The organism is Algoriphagus sp. Y33, assembly GCF_014838715.1.
Lineage (GTDB): Bacteria > Bacteroidota > Bacteroidia > Cytophagales > Cyclobacteriaceae > Algoriphagus.
In genome coordinates, this window is the sequence record NZ_CP061947.1 from 5,258,508 (window position 1) to 5,277,303 (window position 18,796).

At 41.7% G+C, this 18,796-nt stretch carries 12 protein-coding genes; 6 read left to right on the plus strand and 6 right to left on the minus strand.

From position 1 onward, the window contains the following. The first annotated feature begins 82 nt into the window (after positions 1 to 82). The 3 genes from ID165_RS21565 to mtgA all read left to right on the plus strand — a co-directional run bounded on the left by ID165_RS21565 (position 83) and on the right by mtgA (position 4,919). Positions 83 to 1,969 (plus strand): DUF3857 domain-containing protein, encoded by a 1,887-nt coding sequence (locus ID165_RS21565; RefSeq protein ID WP_192347490.1) that lies wholly within the window; start codon positions 83 to 85, stop codon positions 1,967 to 1,969. Then, a complete protein-coding gene (locus ID165_RS21570; RefSeq protein ID WP_192347491.1) occupies positions 1,962 to 3,887 on the plus strand; it encodes a DUF3857 domain-containing protein in 1,926 nt (641 codons plus the stop codon). The genes ID165_RS21565 and ID165_RS21570 overlap by 8 nt, the downstream gene beginning before the upstream one ends. A 336-nt stretch (positions 3,888 to 4,223) precedes the next feature. Then, a complete protein-coding gene (gene mtgA, locus ID165_RS21575; RefSeq protein WP_192347492.1) occupies positions 4,224 to 4,919 on the plus strand; it encodes a monofunctional biosynthetic peptidoglycan transglycosylase in 696 nt (231 codons plus the stop codon). 439 nt (positions 4,920 to 5,358) lie between these two features. Here the strand turns inward: mtgA and ID165_RS21580 are convergent, their stop codons facing one another. Then, the gene (locus ID165_RS21580; RefSeq protein WP_225586863.1) at positions 5,359 to 7,086 is read right to left on the minus strand and encodes a chloride channel protein; all 1,728 of its coding nucleotides are present in this window, start codon (positions 7,084 to 7,086) and stop codon (positions 5,359 to 5,361) included. A 119-nt stretch (positions 7,087 to 7,205) separates the two neighbouring features. Continuing rightward, positions 7,206 to 8,135 (minus strand): M28 family peptidase, encoded by a 930-nt coding sequence (locus ID165_RS21585; RefSeq protein WP_192347494.1) that lies wholly within the window; start codon positions 8,133 to 8,135, stop codon positions 7,206 to 7,208. Positions 8,136 to 8,204: 69 nt separating this feature from the next. Here ID165_RS21585 and ID165_RS21590 point away from each other — a divergent pair, with 69 nt between their 5' ends. Next, complete coding sequence (locus ID165_RS21590; protein WP_192347495.1) at positions 8,205 to 9,191, plus strand: NTPase; 987 nt, start codon at positions 8,205 to 8,207, stop codon at positions 9,189 to 9,191. A gap of 201 nt (positions 9,192 to 9,392) precedes the next feature. Here the strand turns inward: ID165_RS21590 and yjjX are convergent, their stop codons facing one another. Further along, positions 9,393 to 9,959, minus strand: a complete 567-nt coding sequence (gene yjjX, locus ID165_RS21595) for an inosine/xanthosine triphosphatase (protein ID WP_192347496.1) — start codon at positions 9,957 to 9,959, stop codon at positions 9,393 to 9,395. A gap of 25 nt (positions 9,960 to 9,984) precedes the next feature. Next, entirely contained in the window at positions 9,985 to 10,692 is a 708-nt protein-coding gene (locus tag ID165_RS21600; RefSeq protein ID WP_192347497.1) for a YebC/PmpR family DNA-binding transcriptional regulator, read from the minus strand. A 145-nt stretch (positions 10,693 to 10,837) separates the two neighbouring features. On the opposite strand from ID165_RS21600, the gene ID165_RS21605 reads away from it, so the two are divergent. Together ID165_RS21605 and ID165_RS21610 are read left to right on the plus strand one after the other, a co-directional pair. Further along, the gene (locus ID165_RS21605) at positions 10,838 to 12,169 is read left to right on the plus strand and encodes an NAD(P)/FAD-dependent oxidoreductase (RefSeq protein WP_192347498.1); all 1,332 of its coding nucleotides are present in this window, start codon (positions 10,838 to 10,840) and stop codon (positions 12,167 to 12,169) included. Between the two features lie 90 nt (positions 12,170 to 12,259). Further along, the gene (locus tag ID165_RS21610; protein ID WP_225586864.1) at positions 12,260 to 12,682 is read left to right on the plus strand and encodes a DUF4890 domain-containing protein; all 423 of its coding nucleotides are present in this window, start codon (positions 12,260 to 12,262) and stop codon (positions 12,680 to 12,682) included. Between the two features lie 81 nt (positions 12,683 to 12,763). On the opposite strand, the gene ID165_RS21615 is transcribed toward ID165_RS21610, so the two are convergent. Then, entirely contained in the window at positions 12,764 to 14,236 is a 1,473-nt protein-coding gene (locus ID165_RS21615) for a glutamate synthase subunit beta (protein WP_192347499.1), read from the minus strand. Position 14,237: 1 nt separating this feature from the next. Further along, a complete protein-coding gene (gltB, locus tag ID165_RS21620; protein WP_192347500.1) occupies positions 14,238 to 18,728 on the minus strand; it encodes a glutamate synthase large subunit in 4,491 nt (1,496 codons plus the stop codon). Positions 18,729 to 18,796 lie beyond the last annotated feature (68 nt).

Here is an 18,796-nt window from a genome sequence, read left to right on the forward strand (position 1 = left end):
ATAATTTCAACAGGTTTTTAGTATTTTCATGATTAATTTTTTTTTAAAGAGCAGTTAGTTTTAGAAAAAAAACACCTACTTTGTGGCATTTATTCTTGATTTCTATATGCTTACATTGTTTGCAGCTTCCCTCTTGTTCGTTGGAGTCCAACTTCCACTTGACTCCATTTTTAAGAAAGATCCGGTACCTATTTATTCTCTTCTTTTAGAAAGTCAGCGAATAGAAATTTCTGAGTCATATGAAGTATTCCATACAATCGAGCGCAAATTTACCATCCTTTCCCCTGAGGGATTAGCACATGCACATACATCTGTTTTCTACGACAAGCTGAATGAAATCAAAACTGTAGAAATAGAGGTAACTGATCCTGTCAGTGGCAAAACTCTCCAGAAAGCAAAGACAAGAGATATGACTGATGCGGCTATATATTCCAGCAGTAGCATCTTTGATGACAATAGACATAAGTATTTTGAAGTTAAAAGCAGCAAATTTCCCGTTCAAGTCAATGTCAAGATTGAAACGAAATCTTCAAGTAACTTCCAGTTGAGCGACTGGGTACCAGTGCACCGTTATAATCAAAAAGTATCGAAGTCCACACTCACGGTAATTTATCCGGAGCAGATTGGCTTACGCTACAAAGCCTTGAATTTGCTGGGAGAGAAATCTGAAAAGACCATTGAAAACAAAGTTGAAGTCACCTGGGTAGAAACTGATCTGCCAGTCCAGACACCTGACTTAGAAAAGGAAGATGACCACAAATTATTATTGGCTCCTGTAAATTTTGCTATGGGGGATTATGTGGGTAGGATGGAAGATTGGTCGGGGCTTGCTGCATGGCAGTACAAACTTAATGAGGGGAGAAGAAATCTTCCCGCGGATTTTGAAGCAAAAATTAAGGAGATGGTGAGTGATGCAGGTAGTGACTATGAGAAGATTCAAATCCTGTACGAATATCTGCAGAAGAATTACCGATATGTTAGCATTCAGTTGGGAATTGGCGGATGGCAATCCATGTCGGCAATGGATGTGGTGAAATATGCTTACGGAGATTGTAAGGGATTGACAAATCTGATGCAGTCTATGCTGAAGTCCGTGGGAGTCGACTCCAATTACACACTAGTCTATGCGGGTAAGGATGCAGATGATATCGAAACGGACCTTCCTTCCAATCAATTCAATCATGTGATCCTGCAGGTGCCCATGAAGGATGGTAAAAGTCCGGTTTGGCTCGAGTGCACGTCCAATTCCCTTCCAGCAGGTTTTCTCGGAGACTTCACGAAGAATAGGCACGTGCTGGTTATCGATGGCCAAGGAGGATATCTGACCAAAACCCCATCTTATGGTTCGTTTGATTGGAATGTAATCCATAGTAAAAATGAGGTTAAAATAGACGAGTCGGGAAATGCCACTATTGCGACAAGAATCAAAGTTGATGGCAATTTTGCCGAAAGGATGTTGATGGTTAAGCAATACCTTGACACCAGGCAACAACGCGATTATTTCAACCGAAATTCTCCGGTGGCAGGATTGATTATCAACCAATACGAGATGAATGTAGACCGTAAAGACTCGCTTTTATTAGCGGATCTTAGCTATGACGGGTTTATTCAGAAATTTGTACAACATACTGCTAAGCGAATGATTCTAAAGCCCTTCCTTGGAAAGGTGACAGATGAAATGCTAGTCAATAACTCTCTCAGTCAGATTGATGAATATGTCATCGAACTTCCTGAGGTGATGGATGCAGAGAATTTATCAGAAATTACTATGCTAGAGGAAGAAGGGATTAAGGTGTCTTTGAAAACATCCTTGGAAGGTAGAAATCTTAGCGTGAATAGAGAGATCAATCTTTCAATCAGTGAGGATATCACTGATGAAGATAAAACCCAGTTACTAAAACGGATTAATGCTATAGGCTCTTCCAGCTTCTATTTTATCAAAGACACATCAGCACTTAGACATGATTAAAGCTATATTGACCTTTACTTTTTTACTCTTTGCCTCACTTGTTTTTTCTCAATCCCACAAACTGGGAGATTTTGAGGAAAATGAAATTTCCATGTCAAAGGTGCCCTATGAGCCGGATGCTCCTGCTGTGATATTAGTATCTCAAGGCAATTCCAGATTCTTATCCGGATTACTGGAGACTACCTATTTTGTTCGCTTGAAAATACTTTCTGAAGCAGGCAAGGAGTTTGCTGATATTCGGGTTCGGTATTTCAAGGGAGATGACAATATTGAAAGTATTAATGGGGTAAAGGCGCAAACTACTAATTTCATCAACGGAAAAGCCGAAACCACCAAGGTGTCAAAGGAGGGGATTTTTGATGTGGATATTAATGATGGCTACAAAGAGATGAGAATTTCTTTTCCAAATGTACAAGTAGGATCCATCATCGAATACCAGTACAAAAAGACGGATAAAAATCTCACATTTATTGATGGATGGACATTCCAAAACAAATTGCCCACACTTTTTAGCAAGTATGAAATCAATATGATTCCGTCTTTGGAATACAAGACAATAGGACAAGGACAGAATTACTCTACTAAATCAGAAAAGACAAATGACTACAATAATTATAGTTGGATAATTCGGGATTTGCGTTCCCTCAAGGAGGAACCCTATATGAAAAATTATCGCGACTACATTGATCGGATAGAGTTTCAATTGGCACGATACCAAGGTTCTTCTACTTATGGAACGGTATGGAAGGACGTATTGAATACTTGGGAAGTACTCGGCAATGATGTGATCTCCATTTACACTCAAAAGGGATATTATAGAAGTAACCCGATTGAGAAAGAATTTCTGGATGTTGATTTGAAAGGACAAACACAGTTGGAGACCGCACAAAAAGCGTATTATTATTTGCGAGATAACTTTAGGATTGAAGGGGAGGATTGGATTTATCCTGAGCAGAACCTTAACCAGCTACTGAAAACTAAGGTGGGCAGTCCTGCTGAGCTTATGCTGACTCTTATGGGGGTACTAAAGTCCGTAGGGATCATTTGTGAACCTGTTTTGATTGGTAGTAAAGGTTATGGACGCAGCGATTTGGTTCCTTTTCCATTTCTTAACCAATTTGATGAAATACTATTGCTCACGGAACTGGATGGAGAGTCTCAATTTCTGGACTTGTCTCAATCAAATGCACCTTTTGGTTACTTGGATCTTGACAAGCATGTGGCTGCAGGACTGAATCTGAAGAAGGATAAAAGTAAGCTTGTACCTATTGATATTCAGCATAATTCCAACTCAATTTACTTTGGGCAGGTCAAAATGAATGAAGCGGGTGAATTGGTGATGGAGAGTTCTCACAGAAATTATCACTACAGAGGTCTCGGAATGGCTCAGCAGATTGAGGGAATACAAAAAAGAAATGAAACCCTTGATAAGCTGTTTGATGAAGAAGAGGACGTGAAATTCGAGAATTTTAAGGTTGATAATTTCCTGATCGAAAAGGATTTTGTCACGTTAAGTTTTGAAATGAAATTCCCTGAAATCATTGACCAAGACATGATTCTTTTTAGTCCACTTAAATTTTCATCTTTCTCCGAGAATCCCTTTACCCAAGAATACCGAATGTTTCCTGTAGATTTTGGATATGCATTTTCAGAGACATATAATACCGTGGTGACGGTTCCGGAAGGATATGAAATAGATGACTATCCCTTGGAAGCGGGCTATACGATAAATGGGGGATATGTTGTATTCGTATACTCACCTACATTGATCAACGATAACCTTAAAATCTCAGCTAAGCTAAAGGTGAATACCCCTCTCATTCCAGCCAGTGAATATGAAAATCTCAAGTATTTTATGGAAAGCGTGGCATCGAAACTTTCCGAACCTGTAATCTTAAAAAAGAAGCTTACCCTATGATAAAGGATCGTTTCTGGATAATCAATTATTTCTTAATTTATACAGCAAATTTCAGCGCAAATGAAATAGCTCGCCTGATGAAAGGCATGTAGTAGACGCAGACAATTTGTCCCGAACTTGCTTCCGGAGAGGGATGATTATGAGTACCGTGGGATTCCATAGTTTGCTCTGACTAATCGGAGTTGCCTTTTAAAGAAAAATATAAACACATGAAAATATCTTCATTTGGACTAATGAAATTGTCGTGACCATAGAGAATTACAGTTGTGTATTGGCAGAAAAAGGCAGTGACCCCTGATGTCATTACAGGGAAGCAGTACAGAACACTAAACTAATATGAAGGTTGTAAAGAGGCTTTGGCGTTTGATTTGGAAGACTACCCTATGGTTTTTGATTATTTCTGTGGGTTTGACAGTGATTTATCGTTTTGTGCCGGTGCCTATCACTCCACTGATGGTGATTAGGGTCTTTGAGCAGACATTTGATCCGGACAAAGAAGTTCGGTTGCGCAAAGATTGGGTCTCATTAAGAGCGATTTCGAAGAATGCCCCACAGGCTGTTTATGCCGCTGAGGATCAGAAATTCCTTGCGCATCGTGGGTTTGATTTTGAATCCATGGAGAAGGCCTGGGAGAATAATAAGAAGGGCAAACGCGTGAAGGGTGCTAGTACTATTACGCAACAGACTGTAAAGAATGTGTTTTTGTGGCCATCGCGGAGCTATTTAAGAAAGGGGCTTGAAGCATATTTTACTGTTTTGGTTGAATTAATCTGGTCCAAAGAGCGCATTATGGAAGTGTATCTGAATGTGATAGAAATGGGAGATGGAATCTATGGGATTGAAGCGGCTTCTCAGATATATTTTAATAAACCTGCCTCCAAGCTTAATCGTGATCAGGCTGCGTTAATCGCAGCGGTTCTTCCCAATCCACGACGGTGGTCACCCGCGAAGCCCACCTCTTATATAATTGGTCGCCAAGGCTGGATTCTCCGACAAATGAACAACCTGTCCCCGATCGGAATGGGGATTTAGATCTTGTATTTGCACTGTTAAAATTGGATTTTTCTGTGCTATAATAGAGGCATGACTATCTAGACTGTTTTCTAAGCTAATAGTTTCAATAACCGATAACAAAAAATGAGAAGGTTCAGAATATTCTTCTAGAACTGATCAATTTCGGGCAATTTAAATTCTTGCTTCATGCGTGCAAATACTTCGGGGGAAAATGGGGAAACCGTCTTTTAAAGGCTCTATCCACGGTTTAAAATATGCAAGCGTTATTTATCCACATTTTCGATAATTTATCCACACTTATTAACATTTATTATCTAATCATCAGATAATCAGAGTTTTGTATGTCTTTTTTTAAAGGTAATTTTGTGGATAAAGAAGCCTAACTTAAAAAATGGTGTAAAAATGACTGTGCAAAAAAGTGGATAAACCCTGATTCCAAATATTATTCTTAAACCGGTTAATCTTGCTTTTGTTTGATCAGCCGTTTGCGATATGCATTGAAGATTCTGGACTTTGAAACAAAGCCCAAATATTTACCCTCCTCGATTACAGGGAGATTCCAAGCACCGGAAAGCTCAAACTTTTCCATCGCTTTTTGCATATTCTCAGTAGCCAATAGGATTTCCGGAGGGCTATGCATGAGTTCCCGTATCAGGATCTTTTCCTGCTTTTCCCTGTCAAACATAATGTCTCTGATATCATCCAGAGTTACTATGCCCCGCAGAGCCTTGTGCTCATCTACTACCGGGAAAATATTTCTCTTAGAGATTTTTACCAAGCCGATCAAATCTTTCAATTTGGCATCAGGATGGATTGGCAGCAAGTCTCTTTCGATCACATGGGTAATAGTAATGAGTTCCAATAATTCCTGGTCTTTGGACTCTGGCAGATGTCTTCCTTTTTCCTTCAACTGTATCATGTAAATGCTGTCTTTTTGATAGGCAGTTTTAGTCACATAAGCGATTGCGGATACAAACATCAAGGGAACGAATAACTCATAACCACCTGTGATTTCTGCTATTAGAAATATGGCTGACAGGGGTGCATGCTGGGTACCGGCCATCACACCGCACATGGCAACTAGGGTAAAATGAGCCAAGGGAAGAGGAATCGTAAAGTAAAAAAGGTTGCTTGAGTAGGCAAAAAGAAACCCCAATATGCCTCCTACATAAAGGGAGGGGGCAAAAATACCGCCGCTGCCTCCTGCGCTGAGAGTTACCGCAGCAGCAACGGGCTTCACCAGTATAATAAATGCAAGGAAAATAATGATCAAATAAGGGTTCTCAATGATGGAGAAAAAAGGGCTTTTTTCAAGCAATTGACTTGAGTTTCCTTCTATTAGTGTGTTAAGCGTATCATAGCCTTCGCCATAAATTGGCGGCAGAAAAAATACCATTATTCCGAGTATAGCCCCTCCGTAAAGTATCCGCAATGCCTGGCTGTCAAGTCCTTCTATAAGAGATTCTGTCTTCCTTACTGCTTGGCTGAAATACAGGGAAACTAATCCGCATACAATTCCCAAGAGCAGGTAATAGGGCATATGAGAAGCTTGGAAACTCTCTGTCAATTTGAAATTGAACACGGAGTCTTTTCCGATAAGAACCATGGACGTAAGGGAACCCGTGACAGAGGCGATTAGTAGCGGGATGAAGCTTGCCGTGCTTATTTCCATCAGAATCACCTCTATGGCGAAAATCACTCCGCCGATAGGTGCTCCGAAAATAGAAGAAATGGCCGCTGCAGCACCGCAGCCAATCAATAGTGTACGTTTTTTCGCATTGAGGTGCACCAGAGAGCCCACGTTGGAGCCTATAGCTGAACCGGTTACGAGCATGGGTGCTTCAAGGCCTACTGATCCTCCAAAACCTACTGTTATGGCTGAAGTAAAAACACGGCTATACGTCTTTACTCTTGTGATGATACTCTGTTTTTTTGAAATAGTAAACAGGATATCAGGAATCCCATGTCCGCCTGCGTCTTTGAAAATATATCTGCCAATCAGATATGCTGCTGAAATGCCAATAAGAGGATATATGATGTAGAGAAAATTTGCGTACTCTTTATAAAATCCCTCCGTAAGAAAATGTTGGATTGAGTGTACACCCTGTTTTAGAATCACAGCTGCAAGACCGGAAAGAATTCCGATTATCCCACTGAGAATTAGGATAAAAGTTTGGTTGCTCATATGCCTGAGCCTCCATATCAAAAGCCTGGTGATAAAGTCTGTTTTGGCCAAAATTTCGCGCTAGTAGCGTATTTTAAAGTCTAATGTAAACAAGGTACTATTTGTAAGAGGAACAAAAACTACTCTTTGGGCAATTCTGTATCAAGTGCTAAGGTACATTTCAAGATAAGATTGACCGCATCGATGTAAAATTGCTGATCAATATTTTCGAATGAATCACTCGGCTTATGATAGTCGTCATGATCTTCTACTCCAAAGTAGATGTGCGGGACATTGGCATTGAAGAAGGGGCCATGATCTGAAGATTGTGTCCAGTTATCAGACCCTGTGTTTGGTTTATCATGCCCAAAAAGCAATCTAGGAGTAGATCCTGAGGTTGCACTTTCTAGGATTGTCCTTAAACTTGGATTGTAATACGTGCCAGAGGCATATAGCTCTCCTTTTTCATTTCTTGAGATCATATCCATATTGATATTCAAGACAATTTGATCCATAGGGAATGGAAAGTCCTTTACTAATGCCTTTGCACCTTGGAGACCCATTTCCTCACCGTCCAATGCTGCAAAAAGCATAGCGTGCTCAGGTCTATTTTCTTTGAAGTATTTTGCTAATTCTATCAGAGCCGCGGTTCCTGATGCATTGTCATCCGCACCGTTATAGATAGAATCTCCTTCACTATTTGGCTTGCCTATGCCTACGTGATCATAATGCGCAGTGATTACAATTAGTTTTTTAGAAGAATTGCCTGCAACAAATCCGATAATGTTCACCGCATTTTCATAGGTCTTTTTTTCCCGTTTATTGCCGAAAGAGAATTTCTGTTGATAATCAGCGTAGTGGGTTTCAAGCCCTATATTTTTGAACTGATCCAGGATAAAATCCCGGGCCTTAGAGTTACCTTCACTTCCTGTTTTTCTACCTTTTAACCCATCTGTGGACAAAAACTTTATGTTTTCGATCAGGCTTTTATCATCGATACTTTGCCCGTTTGCTTGGAATAATACCAAAAATAACAAACAACTTAAGATGTTTTTGATTGTGAGTTGCATCAGGGAAAGTATTTTGCGTTATGTATATTGGTAAAATTAATAAGCTTAGTGGATCACACCTCTGAATTCATGAAATATATTAACCTACTTATTTTTATTCTTTTCCTAAATCTCCGCCTTGTTTTAGCCCAAGAAGGTCTGCCCCAATCTTTTTTTGATGGGAAATCTGTAGTGTTAGTATCAGCCGACCCGGGAGCCAGACCCTTGATGACTTGGAAAGAAGTAGCTGATAGTGTTCATAATTCGCTGGTACAAGCAGGAGGAGATCCGGTTGCATATTTTGAATTGGAGAAAGTGTCACTGTCTGAAGCTGTTCAGCTTGACTACGCCAAATCTTTTCAGCAGCGCCTTGTGAAAAATATTGTTCTGGTCACGCGGCAGAAAAATCAAATGAGCATTCACGTTTCTGTTTTTTCCGGAGATGGGAAAATTATTCCCTCCACAGCTCTATTTGGAGTGACTTCTGAAAATATCGGAGCTACTACCAGTAGCTTTGAAAGTGTTGGTGAGAATCAGCCTTCTCATAATCTTCTTGTGTTAGATGTGCCGGAATATTTAGCGATTAGTGCAACGGAATCATCATCCAGTCAGAAATTTTTAACTAAAAACCCTCTTAATCTTGATGTTTTCAAGTTGGGCATTGCTATAGAAGGCTCCTCTGCAGAGACAGGGTTATTGAGCTATTTTAGGTACGATATGTATGGAAAGTCCCAGGCAGCGATTTTAGCGGATCAGGCAACCCAGAAAACAGGAATTGAGCAGATTCTGAAGCAAGAATATCCTTATCAGATAGAGTGGCTTACAGAAGCGAAATCAGAGCAGGAATTGATTCGTGATAAAGTACAATTCCTATTGGTTAAAGTGGAGGGTAGAGAAGCGGATTTGATGAGGAGTATGGGGTTAGAACTCACCCCGGACGCTTCAACTTCTGAGATTGTAGTGAAGTACTACATCAAATTATTAGTTCGTGATGAACTTTACATAGGCCCAGAATGGGATGCAGATCCAGATTGGAGAGTTGCTCTGACAAATTTTCTGAGGAACTTAAAAAAATAGACCTCTCATTAGAGAGGTCTATAGCTACTTAATGCTAGGGGTGATATAAGCAACTTTTACTTCCATTGATTTTCAAAAGGCGTTTGTAATATTCCGTTTCTTTTGGATAAATCAAAGTTTTAAATTTCAATTATTCAATAATAATCAAAAATTCTTCGATTAAGAGGAACTTGAACGAAAAAATTATGTAAATCGGTTTCTTTAGAACAGTTCTTTATTTAAAAATGGAATTAACGCTAACACAATTGCTTGATTATAATAGGTTTGTCTAGTAATTGCCCCACGCGTAAGAATTCCCACTGAACCACCGTTTTGCTTGGAATTTTTTTGAACAAAGAATTTGTCGTCAGCCTCACCAAGCTCCATTCCCGAGTGTATTAGGTCGGCGATCGCTTCAGGAAGGTAAAATGTGCCGGTTTTTGCTTTACCGTGAAGGCCAGATTTGTGTTCGATGAAGACCCAAGCAAAGGCGTGCATCCCGTGAACATCTTCTCCTATACCCCCTTCTATTCCTACCCAATAATCAGCTTCTGGAAAAGTCCTTTTGGAATTGATCACCCGGTTTCTGGCACCCAGATAGGTTTCTTCATCACCTTTTGGCTGATTTGACACTTGCGAAGCAGCATTGATTCCATTTACGATGAATCCTGAGGAAAATGCTTCTGTAAAAGCTGACTCGGTACAGGCTACTTTTACAGGGTTTTTGCTTCCTACAATTACTAATGGCTTTTCTGAAGCCTGGAAATTTTCTCTTTTTGGGAAATTCATAGAATAAAAAAACCTAGGCAGATGCCTAGGCCATGTTTGTGAAAATTTGATTTACGTCATCATCTTCTTCCATCTTTTCGATCATCTTATTGATAATCTCTTCCTGCTCTTCATCGAGCTCGGTAAGAGTAGACGGGAAGCGCTGAAAATCTGCGCTGATTACTTCTATATTTTTTTCTTCAAGCACTTTCTGCATGGTTCCGAAATCCTCAAATTCGGTGTACACGAAGATCTCTCCTTCATTTTCAGCTATATCAACCAATCCGAAATCAATTAACTCAAACTCCAGTTCTTCTAAGTCGAAGTCCCCTTTAGCGAATCGGAATACCGCTTTTCTGTCAAACATGAAGACCACAGAACCGGAAGTGCCCAAGGAGCCGCCGGCTTTGGAGAAATAGCTTCTCACATTTGCTACAGTTCTATTGATATTATCCGTGGAGGTTTCTACCACAACCGCAATTCCAAAAGGACCGTAACCTTCATAAACCACTTCTTCGTAGTCTTTTTCGTCCTTATTAGAAGCACGCTTGATAGCTGCCTCTATTCTGTCTTTGGGCATTTGGGCTCCCTTGGCATTTTGAATTATTGTGCGAAGTCTCGGGTTCGAAGCGGGATCGGGGCCTCCCGATTTCACCGCCATTACAATTTCTTTTCCCAGACGCGTAAAAACTTTGGACATTTTGTCCCAACGCTTGAATTTTCTTTCTTTTCTGAATTCAAATGCTCTTCCCATGGTTATTGATATTTGGCTAGCAAAATTAGCAAATCTTTTCGTTTAGGGTGAAAAATGGCGGCTTCCAAATAAAGTTTTGGTAATTTCCCGCAAGAAATCTGCCCAAAATAGATCGTAAATCGTAAGCACTAAAAACACTTTCAACATGTCGGATTTTCTATCCCAACCCCTTCCAAATATTCCTAAATCGGATTTACCAAAAGTAGTGATCATAGGAGCCGGTTTTGGTGGGCTAAAGCTGGCCATGAAGTTGATGAATAAGCAGTTTCAGGTGATTTTATTGGACAAGCATAATTATCATCAATTTCAGCCATTGTTCTATCAGGTTGCCACAGCAGGGCTAGAGCCCAGCGCGATTTCTTTCCCTCTGCGTAAGGTATTTCATGGATCCAAGAATGTGACTTTCCGGATGGCGCAGGTCGATCATTTTGATCCGAAAATCAAGCGAGTCTACACAGATATGGGTTATCTGGATTACACGTATCTGGTGATGGCTATGGGAGCTGATACCAACTATTTTGGTTCCAAAAGTATAGAAGAGACTTCCTCTCCCATGAAGACAGTGTCTGAGGCACTGTATATCCGAAATAAGATAATTTCTAATTACGAGCGGGCTATTAATATTGAGAAAGAAGAAGACCGCAAGTCCCTTATGAACGTGGTGATTGTGGGAGGAGGGCCAACTGGTGTAGAACTAGCCGGTGCAATGGCGGATCTGAGAAATACTGTATTGCCGAAGGATTACCCTGAGCTCAATTTTCACAACATGAAGATTGTACTCATAGAAGCAGGTCCTGAATTGTTGGGGCCTATGTCCAAAGAGTCTAAAGAAAGTGCTTTAAAGTACCTTCAGGATTTGGGTGTAGAGGTAATGCTGAACACCATGGTGAAGGATTATGACGGCAATGAAGTAATACTCGCGGATAAAGAAGTGATACAGACTCAGACATTGTTATGGGCAGCTGGTATTAAACCTAACAGAATAGGGGGGTTAGAAGAGGCTAATTATGCTCCGAACGGAAGGATTTTCGTAGATGATTTCTCAGAAATAAAAGGATGTCCGGGTGTTTATGCATTAGGAGATATCAGCTTAATGACTCAGGAAACTTATCCCAAAGGGCATCCGCAGGTCGCACAGGTAGCAATTCAGCAGGCAGTCTGTCTGGCTCATAATCTCCACAAAATAGAACAGGGGAAGGAGAAGAGGGCTTTTAAGTACAAGGATCTGGGATCCATGGCGACAGTAGGAAGGAAACTGGCGGTGGTGGATTTGCCTTTTATAAAGTTTCAGGGAATATTGGCCTGGTTTACCTGGTTGTTTGTTCATCTGATGGCTATTCTCGGTGTGAAAAATAAACTGTTTATATTCCTTGATTGGTCTTGGAACTACCTGAGCTTTGACCCCAGTCTGAGGTTACTGATAAAGCCAAAGGCGGTACGGCCCAGTGAGGAGAAGGCAATGACTGAGGAGAGGTAGGTTTAAGATTTGTTAACAAAAACTCTTTGGGGTCAGATTAAACTGCTAAAGACCAGTTCGGTCTAACTCATGCAACTAAACAACGGACACATGAACAAATGGATTTTCGCTACAGGACTGATGGTAATGATCAGCCTTAGCACAATGGCGCAAAGAAAAGGAGGAGAAAGACCCAGTGCAGAAGATAGAGCTAAAAAAAGCACGGAACGCATGGCGGAGTCACTCTCCCTCACTGATGCTCAACAGGAACAAATCTTGGCTATCAATTTAGCGTTTGCTAAAAAGAATGAGGCTGAAAGAAAAGTTGAAATGGAAGCCCGTAAGTCAATTGTGGAAGCGAAAAGAGCAGAGTTGAAAGAACAAGATGCTAAAATTCAGGCAGTTTTGACTGAGGAACAAAGAGCGAAATGGACCGAAATCAAGGCTGAAAAAATGAATGATCGCAAGCGAGGCAGACCAAAGGCGCAAATAGAAGGGGATCCTCGAAAGGGAAAAAGATCCGGCGATAACTAAAAACAGAAAGCCTTTCCAAGTAAACGGGAAGGCTTTCTGGTTCTTACATCTTTATCAAAAGACGAAATAGGCTATTTATTCTTATCCTTCAATCTCTTCCTCCACCTGGAAGAAAGATTCGTCTTTCTGAGGAAGAGCGGATTTTCCCATTAGATATTCATCCACTTTCACGGCAGCTTCTCTGCCTTCGGATATTGCCCAGACAACTAGGGATTGACCTCTGCGCATATCGCCGGCCAAGAAGACTTTAGAATTTGTGCTTTGGTAATTTTTAGATTTTGGAAGCGTATTTTCCATAGCTTCTACTCCAAACGCTTCTAGTAATCCATTCTGGGCAGGACCAGTGTAGCCAATAGCCAAGAATGCCAAGTCACACGGAACAGTTCTTTCAGTTCCTGCGATTTCTTCAAAGACCATGCGACCATCTTTGTGAACCCATTCCAGATCAACCAGACTTAAGCCTGTCACTTGACCTTCCCCATCCACTACAAATTCTTTAGTAAGAACAGAGAATACCCTTTCGGCACCTTCTTCATGGGAACTGGATGTTCTCAAGGTCATAGGCCATTCAGGCCATGGATTAAGTGTGTTTCTCTGTTGAGGCGGTTTAGGTAGCAACTCAAGCTGCATAATCGATGCTGCTCCATGTCTATTCGAAGTACCTATACAGTCACTTCCTGTATCACCGCCACCGATTACGATCACATGTTTCCCTTTTGCGGAAATAGGATTTTCGCTGATTTCTCCAGACACTACTTTGTTTTGCTGACCTAGAAATTCCATGGCAAAGTGAACACCCTTAGATTGGGATCCTTTTATATTCAGGCCTCTAGGTTGCCCTGCCCCTGTTGAAAGCACTACGGCATCGAAATTTTTGAGAATATTATCCGCTTTGATGTTGAAACCTATCTCGGTGTTGCAAGAGAAAATTACACCTTCTTGTTTCATGAATTCGATGCGACGATCAATGACCCATTTTTCTAACTTGAAATCAGGGATCCCGAATCGAAGCAAACCTCCCGGTTTGGAATCTTTTTCGAAAAGCGTCACTTCATGTCCCGCCTGATTAAGCTGATCTGCAGCAGCTAGTCCTGCAGGTCCCGAGCCAATTACAGCTACAGTTTTACCTGTCCTTGTTTTCGGTGGATTTGCTTTGATCAAGCCCAGCTCATAAGCTTTCTCCGCAATGTTCTTTTCTATCAATTCGATCGCCACAGGATCCTTGTTGATCCCTAATACGCAGCTAGCTTCACATGGAGCAGGACAGATCCTCCCGGTGAATTCGGGAAAATTGTTTGTGCTCCTTAGTATTTTGATCGCTTGCTCCCACTCATTCTTGTAAACCGCATCATTGAAATCCGGAATGACATTTCCAAGTGGGCAGCCACTGTGACAAAACGGTACACCGCAATCCATGCACCTTGCCGCCTGATTATTTAATTTTTCGCCCGAGAAAGGCTCATATATTTCCTTGTAGTCACCTATTCTAGCTTTCGCATCACGGGTAACAGGGGTTTCTCTCTTAAATTGAATAAATCCTTCTTTCGCTCCCATTTTACGCCAACGATTTTGATTGTTCTAATGCTCTTTTCTCTAAAACTGCCTTGTAATCTCTAGGAATTACCTTGATGAATTTCTCTTTGGATTTATCCCAATCTTCAAGGAATTTAGTGCCTAAGCCTGACTTGGTCAGTTTCACGTGTCTTTTGAGGAATGTCTTGATTGTAGTGAAATCCTCCTCTTCCAGAATATCTATATCTACCAATTCCGGGTTGATTTCAGTGATGTATTCTTTGAGAATATAAGCTATTCCACCGCTCATTCCTGCGGCAAAGTTCCTTCCGATTTCTCCAAGGTTTACCACCAATCCGCCTGTCATGTATTCGCAGCCATGATCGCCTATTCCTTCTACTACGGTGTGAACACCGGAATTTCTTACACAGAATCGCTCTCCTCCTTTTCCATTGATATATGCTTCTCCGGAAGTAGCACCATAGAACGCCACGTTACCGATGATGATATTTTCTTCTGGAGCGAATTTGGCATTTCTACTAGGATAAACAATCAATTTGCCTCCGGAAAGTCCTTTTCCGAAATAATCATTCGCCTCACCTTCCAGCTCAAAGTTTACTCCTTTGGTAAGGAACCCGCCGAAAGTCTGACCTGCAGAACCTGTAAATTTGAAATTGATTGTATCCTCCGGCAATCCTGGACTTCCGTATATTTTAGAAATTTCATTGGAAAGCATGGCACCTACTGACCTGTCTATATTCTTGATCTGGAAACTTCCGGATGAAGCCATCGCTTGTTCAAGGGAAGGGTGGGCAGCTTTAATCAACTGACGGTCCAACACCCTTTTCAGTTCGAATTCCTGATCGATTTGCTTGTGAATACCCACGTGATCCGGAACTTCCACCTTGTGGAAAATAGGGCTTAGGTCTACTTTGTCCCATTTCCAGTGATTCAAATGACCCGTAGACTGAAGGACGTTGCTTTGACCTACCATCTCGTCAATGGTACGGAATCCAAGTGAAGCCATGATCTCTCTTAGATCCTGCACCAGGAATTGGAAATAATTCACCACGTGATCCGGATCTCCTGTGAACAGTTTTCTCAAGTCTGGATTTTGGGTTGCAATACCTACCGGGCAGGTGTTTAGATGGCATTTTCTCATCATGATACAACCCTCTACTACAAGCGCTGCGGTAGAAATACCCCATTCTTCAGCTCCCAAAAGTGTCGCAATAGCAAGATCACGGCCAGTTCTGAGTTGACCATCGGTTTGAAGGACCACACGGCTACGTAAGTTGTTTTTCACCAAGGTTTGGTGGGCTTCCGACAGGCCAAGCTCCCAAGGCAAACCTGCGTGGCGTATAGAACTCAACGGAGAAGCTCCGGTTCCACCATCAGCACCTGAGATTAGGATCACATCAGCCATGGCTTTTGCCACACCCGCTGCCACAGTACCTACACCGGCTTGAGAAACAAGCTTAACGTTGATTCTGGCTTTTCTATTTGCATTTTTTAAATCGAAGATCAGTTGAGCCAAATCCTCGATGGAATAAATATCGTGGTGAGGTGGGGGTGAGATCAACCCCACTCCCGGAGTGGAATGCCTTACTCTGCCTATCCAGTCATCTACTTTATGTCCGGGAAGCTGACCGCCTTCTCCGGGCTTGGCTCCCTGTGCCATTTTGATTTGTAGTTCGGCTGCATTTGCAAGGTAATTACTCGTAACCCCGAATCTGCCTGAGGCTACCTGCTTGATTGCCGAGCGCTCCCAGTCCCCATTCTCTTTTTTGGCAAAACGGATCTCATCTTCTCCTCCTTCTCCTGAGTTACTCTTAGCACCGATTCTATTCATGGCTATTGCCAATGTAGAATGGGCTTCATGGGAAATCGAACCAAAAGACATGGCTCCGGTAGCAAATCTACGCATGATGGAAGATGCCGGTTCTACTTCGTCTATCGGAACAGTGATTCGTTTTTTGAATTCAAATAAGCCTCTTAATGTCAAGGCATCTTTACTTTGCTCATTTATCTTTGCTGCAAATTTCTTGTACAGACCATAGTCATTTAAGCGGGTAGATTTCTGTAGTAAGTGGATTGTTTCAGGATTGAACAAGTGTTTTTCACCTCTTCTCTTCCATTGGTACACGCCACCCTGTTCTAGAATCGGGGATTCTGTTTCGTAAGCCGCTCTGTGGCGTATTAATACTTCCTCTGCCAATTCATCAAAGGATATACCGGAGATTCTCGATATCGTTCCTTTGAAGCACCTGTCGATCACATCAGGCCCCAAGCCTATTGCTTCGAAAATCTGCGCACTTTGATACGATTGAAGAGTACTTATTCCCATTTTGGAAAGAACTTTCAATAGCCCTTTTCCTATCGCAGCCTGATAGTTTGAAAAGAGTTTCTTCTGGTTTTTGGCATTTGGCAGTTCTCCCTTTTCAAACATGTCCAATAGCGACTCCAGTGCCATGTATGGATTGATGGCAGAAGCCCCGTAGCCTATGGCAGTGGCGAAATGATGTGTTTCACGGATATCTCCGGATTCCAACACCAACCCGGCACTGGTTCTGATTTTCTTTTTGACCAGATGATGATGGACAGCTCCTATTGCCAATAGAGAGGGAATAGGCGCATATTCTTCGTTGCCGTTGCGGTCGGAAATAATAATAATGTTTTTCCCTTCGCTTATCGCTTTCTCCGCTTCATTACAAAGCTTGTCGAGAGCTTCCAATAGCCTTCCCGGCTTATGATCCGCAAGGAAATGACTAGATAGAGTAGCACACCTGTAACCCTGCCCTTCCATCTTTTGAATCTTTTCCAGATCCTCATTCAGAAGTACGGGCTGGGAAATGTGGATTTGACGGGTATGTTTTGGGCTTTCTTCCAAAATATTCTGTCCCACGCCTAATCGGGTGAATAGGGACATAACCAGACGTTCACGGATAGGATCAATCGGCGGATTACTTACCTGGGCAAACAGCTGCTTGAAGTAATTGGAAATATGCTGACTCTCTTTGGATAGAACGGCCAAAGGAGTATCCGCTCCCATGGAGCCAATTGCTTCATAGGCAGTATCTCCCATAGGGCTTAATACTACTTTGAGCTCCTCAGAAGTATATCCAAAAATAGTTTGGTGTTTCTTAATATTCTCAGTAGAATATGGATGCGTCAGTGTTTTAGGATCATCTTCAAGACGAAGTTTAATTCTTTGATCTGCAACCCATTGCTCATAAGGTTGCTTGCGGCAAATCTCGCCTTTCACTTCTTCATCAAATAGCACGCGTCCTTTTTCTAAATCAGCCCAAATCATTCTTCCAGGACTGATACGGCCTTTTTCTAGTATAGTAGCTTCACGAATAGGTAGTGCTCCAGCTTCCGAAGATAAGATTAGCCGCTGATCTTTAGTGATGAAATATCTAAGCGGACGCAATCCATTTCTATCCAATGTCGCTCCTACAGATTTTCCATCTGTAAATAGCAAAGCTGCTGGACCATCCCAAGGTTCAACGAGGGAAGCATGGAATTTATAGAAGGATTTTCTATCACGATCCATGACTTCATTATCCTGCCAAGCTTCTGGCACGAGCATCATCATGGCATGAGGGAGAGATCTACCGCTCAATGTCAGTAGTTCTACCATCGCGTCAAGATTCGCAGAATCCGACTTTTGTTTATCGGTAATAGGCATCAATCTGGAAAGCTCCTCATCAGTGAAATACTTCGATTTCATAAGGTTTTCCTTCGATTTCATCTTATTCAAATTCCCTTTGATCGTATTGATCTCACCATTGTGAGATAGGAAACGGAACGGTTGGGCTAGTCTCCAGTTTGGAAACGTATTAGTGGAAAATCGGGAGTGAACTATTGCAAATGCGGAGCCTATACGCGGATTCTGTAAGTCCTTATAGAAAGCCAACACTTGGTCAGTTCTTAGCTGTCCTTTATATATAAGTGTCTGGCTACTTAAGCTGGCAAAATAGAATGACTGATTTACTCCTGGGATCTTGGTGTTGATTTCCGAAGTAGAATAGTTTCTCAGTACATACAGCTTACGCTCTAACTCTATTCCAGTCAGGCCTTTTTTGTGCTTGACAAAGAGCTGCTCAATATTAGGCATTACCTCCAATGCTCCCGAACCGGGAACAGTCTCATCCACTGGAACTGATCGATAGCCGATCAACTCAAAGCCCAACTCCTCAATCAGCTGGTTAAGTAGTTCTTTTGATTTGTGGAATAACTGCTTATTCTTTGGAAAGAAAGTCATTCCCACACCGTATGATCCAACTTCCGGAAGCTCAATTTCAGTGCGCGCAGTGATATCTTTTAGGAACTGATGTGGTACCTGGATTAATATGCCCGCTCCATCTCCGGTCTTAGGATCAGATCCACGACCACCACGGTGCTCCATATTGCTAAGCATATATAAGGCATCGCTAATCGTCTCATGTGAGGGTACTGCGCTCAGATCAACAACCGCACCTATACCGCAGGAGTCATGCTCAAACTCCGATCGATACAAACCTTCTTGCATTTTTATAGAATTTATTAGGTTCAAAATTTCCAAAAATTACAGAAAAAAATTGTCCTATTAAAATTACG

Bases quoted from the DNA above. Each gene is read 5' to 3' on its own strand.
- ID165_RS21585 (WP_192347494.1), bottom strand. From the start codon at position 8,135: ATGCAACTCACAATCAAAAACATCTTAAGTTGTTTGTTATTTTTGGTA.
- ID165_RS21600 (WP_192347497.1), bottom strand. From the start codon at position 10,692: ATGGGAAGAGCATTTGAATTCAGAAAAGAAAGAAAATTCAAGCGTTGG.
- gltB (WP_192347500.1), bottom strand. From the start codon at position 18,728: ATGCAAGAAGGTTTGTATCGATCGGAGTTTGAGCATGACTCCTGCGGT.
- ID165_RS21580 (WP_225586863.1), bottom strand. From the start codon at position 7,086: ATGAGCAACCAAACTTTTATCCTAATTCTCAGTGGGATAATCGGAATT.
- ID165_RS21605 (WP_192347498.1), top strand. From the start codon at position 10,838: ATGTCGGATTTTCTATCCCAACCCCTTCCAAATATTCCTAAATCGGAT.
- yjjX (WP_192347496.1), bottom strand. From the start codon at position 9,959: ATGAATTTCCCAAAAAGAGAAAATTTCCAGGCTTCAGAAAAGCCATTA.
- ID165_RS21610 (WP_225586864.1), top strand. From the start codon at position 12,260: ATGAACAAATGGATTTTCGCTACAGGACTGATGGTAATGATCAGCCTT.
- ID165_RS21590 (WP_192347495.1), top strand. From the start codon at position 8,205: ATGAAATATATTAACCTACTTATTTTTATTCTTTTCCTAAATCTCCGC.
- ID165_RS21570 (WP_192347491.1), top strand. From the start codon at position 1,962: ATGATTAAAGCTATATTGACCTTTACTTTTTTACTCTTTGCCTCACTT.
- ID165_RS21615 (WP_192347499.1), bottom strand. From the start codon at position 14,236: ATGGGAGCGAAAGAAGGATTTATTCAATTTAAGAGAGAAACCCCTGTT.
- mtgA (WP_192347492.1), top strand. From the start codon at position 4,224: ATGAAGGTTGTAAAGAGGCTTTGGCGTTTGATTTGGAAGACTACCCTA.